2 protein-coding genes and 1 pseudogene are annotated in these 3,201 nt (G+C 43.9%); 1 reads left to right on the top strand and 2 read right to left on the bottom strand.

The features are described from left to right. The first annotated feature begins 259 nt into the window (after positions 1 to 259). A complete protein-coding gene (locus H5300_RS26115; protein ID WP_017080681.1) occupies positions 260 to 1,519 on the top strand; it encodes an adenylosuccinate synthase in 1,260 nt (419 codons plus the stop codon). Positions 1,520 to 1,610: 91 nt separating this feature from the next. Here H5300_RS26115 and H5300_RS26110 read toward each other — a convergent pair whose 3' ends face one another. Beyond that, positions 1,611 to 2,552, bottom strand: coding sequence for a sensor domain-containing diguanylate cyclase (locus H5300_RS26110; RefSeq protein WP_182797300.1), 942 nt, complete (start codon positions 2,550 to 2,552; stop codon positions 1,611 to 1,613). 158 nt (positions 2,553 to 2,710) lie between these two features. Beyond that, positions 2,711 to 3,082, bottom strand: a pseudogene (locus H5300_RS26105) (OmpA family protein); the annotation flags it as partial. Positions 3,083 to 3,201 lie beyond the last annotated feature (119 nt).

Genomic DNA, 3,201 nt, shown 5'->3' with positions numbered 1-3,201 from the left:
TCGTTATAGTTTTCATATGGACCTACCCTCAGTTAGATGATTGTGTTTAATATTCATCTTGGCGCATTGCGACGCCGTTTAGAAGGGTGGGTCCATTTCATTATTCCCTACAGTGAGGAACGAACATGATAAGGAGTCTCGCTTGTAGGTTAAGACTTTAAGGATATATGAAATCCTTATCAAGATAATAAAGATAATTAATTTCTCTTATCCACTTTGTAGGCCTAACATGATTTCTCAATCAGTTAGGAGAAAAATTATGCCATCTATCGTTGTTGTGGGCGCAAACTGGGGTGATGAAGGCAAAGGCCGCATCGTCGATTTTTTAGCAGACCAAGCTTCTGCTAGCATTCGTTTTCAAGGCGGAAACAATGCAGGCCATACCGTAGTAAATGACTTCGGTACATTCAAACTGCACCAACTACCTAGTGGTATTTTTAATCCTGATTGTACAGCGGTTCTGGGCCCAGGCATGGTGATCAGCCCTGCTGCGCTAACTCAAGAGATTGCAGAAGTTCAAGAGGCTGGCATCAAAGTGAAAATGGCGATCTCAGATCGTGCGACACTATGTCTGCCTTTACACGCCCTTGAAGATACCCTTGAAGAAGAGCGTTTAGGCGATGGTGCTTATGGCTCAACACGTCAAGGTATTGCACCTGCTTACGGCGATCGCGTGATGAAGAAAGGCATTCTTGTGGGCTGGTTGAATCAACCTGAGATTTTAGAGCAGCGCATTCAATTCTTACTTGATTGGAAGATGCCTCAACTGAAGGCTCTATACCCTCAATGTGATTTCACTCAGACAGCTTCTGAAATGACAGAATGGCTACTTGAAGTGACTAAAGCGTGGCGCCCATTCATTTGCAACGTAACTGAGCCGCTAAAAGCACTACAATCGCAAGACGCGAACCTACTGTTTGAAGCTCAGCTAGGTGCAGGTCGTGACCTTGTCTACGGTGAATACCCTTGGACAACGTCTTCGAACGTAACCGCAGCTTATGCAGGCATTGGTAGCGGTTTACCTGCCCTTCGCCCTGAGCGTGTTATTGCTGTTGCTAAATCGTTCAGCTCGTCTGTTGGTACTGGTACGCTAGTAACTGCAATGGAAGAGCAAGACAGCTTCCGCGAAAGCTCTAACGAATATGGTGCAACTACGGGTCGCCCACGTGATATGGGTTACTTTGATGCTGTAGCTACTCGCAACGGCGTTGATCTACAAGCCGCGACTGAAATCGCACTAACTAAGATTGACTGCCTATCTGGTTTGTCTGAACTTAAGATCTGTACCGCTTACTCAGGTGAACATACTGAGAACCCGATTTGGCCACAAACGGCTGAGCTAAAACCTGTATATGAAGATATGGCAGGTTGGGATGAAGATATCACAGGTTGCCGCACGTTTGAGAGCCTTCCTCAAGCGGCACAAGATTACGTTACGCGTATCGAAGAGTTGATGGGTGTGCCAATCGTGATGGTATCGGTAGGCCCAGAGCGCGAACAAATGATCATTCGCGCTTAGTTTAGAAGACGACTACACCCACATCTACATCTACATCTACATCTACATCTAAGCCCACACTAGTGGGCTTTTTTACGCCTGTCACGAACATCTAAATCTTGTTCTTCTTATTGAGGTACATGTTTTCATCGGAAGACTTTATTAGATTTATGATGTTGAAACTTCTGGAATCCGCCGTACCACAACCATATGAAAAACCGAGTGGCACCTCATCATCGCAACGAAAGCCTTCAATGAAATCATCGAATTCAGCGTGAATGTTATTGACCAACTCAGAAGCATAACCAGACTCTTCTGAGTGTATGACGACAATGAACTCATCACCACCGACCCTAGCCGATATGATGTTGTACTTTGAATTGTTTTTTATGCATGACGCAAAGCCAGAGATATAGTCATCACCTTTGAAGTGGCCATAGGTATCATTGATGTACTTCAAATTATCCAAGTCGAAATACAAACAAACGATCTCACCATCGCTGATGTTTGCTTTATTGAATTCGTGGAAAAATCCCCTTCGATTAAGCAGCGTCGTCATGATATCAAAGTGACTATTCTTGTATAAAATCCGGCTCTCTTCTTTTAATAGAATTTCAGAACGCAATAGAGTCGATATATTTTCAATCAAGCTAACTTGGCTCTCGGTATACGCTGTTGGGCTTAAATCAAAAACCAAGAGCACCGCAAACACTTCGCCATCGATATCTCTTACCGGGACGCCACAAAACGACTTATAAGCATCCGCCCCATTCGCAGAAACGGAATCACCACCAGCATGACCACTCAAATAGACCGTGCGATTTTCGTTATGCACATACTCACAAAAGAAGCTAATTTTGCTCTTATGTTGGTTACACGATATGTTTGAGGAGCTCCACACACTCTCAGAACCAGAGCAACTCAAATCAGAGATCATGATGATGCCCGCATTCGATGCGTCCATTATGTCTCGTATGTTATCCAATATAGATACCCAAGTATCGACATCGATATTTTTTTGCATCCCTTCAGAAGAGAACTTATCAAAAAGCATTAATATTTCTTTAGTATCAGACAGTTAAACTTAATTGAATATTCATTAGTATACGTTGTAACAAAAATCCCAAGAGCGACAATCTAGGGCGGTTATTACCTAGTACTAAGCAACAACCAAGCACTAAGCAGAACCAAGCAACAACCAAACCCTACATCTTAATTTTCTAATTCAGTGGCATCGTTCGTAGAGGCCCAAATTTCTGAGCGTCTATTCTTGGCTCTACCTTCTGCCGTTGCGTTGGACGCAATAGGTTTACTTTCACCAAATGAGCGTATAACAAGGCGATTCTTCTCTACACCATCCGTGATTAAACCATCCGACGTCGTCAGTGCTCTTTGTAGACCCAATGCTTGGTTGTAACCTGCTTCGCCAGTGCTGTCAGTGTGTCCATCTACCGTAATCGCACTGCCGTTAGTCTTTAACTCGCCTGCAAGTTGGCTCAGTGCTTTGCTGCCCATCGGCGATAAGTTGTGTTGGTCAAAACCAAAATGAAGTCGTGCCAACAACCCTTGACGCTCTTGGTGGCTTTGTTGCGTAATTAAATTTAGAGATAGAGCCACCCCGTTTCGCGTATTTCTTAGTCAATACGACAAGTTTCAGGCATACCTAACCCAGTAAGCTTGTTCAACGCTTTTATCATCGCGTA

Source organism: Vibrio sp. SG41-7 (assembly GCF_014164465.1).
GTDB lineage: Bacteria > Pseudomonadota > Gammaproteobacteria > Enterobacterales > Vibrionaceae > Vibrio > Vibrio splendidus.
Note: the sequence above shows the minus strand (reverse complement) of the source record. Positions and strands in the feature narration are given on the sequence as shown.

Bases quoted from the DNA above. Each gene is read 5' to 3' on its own strand.
- H5300_RS26110 (WP_182797300.1), bottom strand. From the start codon at position 2,552: ATGCTTTTTGATAAGTTCTCTTCTGAAGGGATGCAAAAAAATATCGAT.
- H5300_RS26115 (WP_017080681.1), top strand. From the start codon at position 260: ATGCCATCTATCGTTGTTGTGGGCGCAAACTGGGGTGATGAAGGCAAA.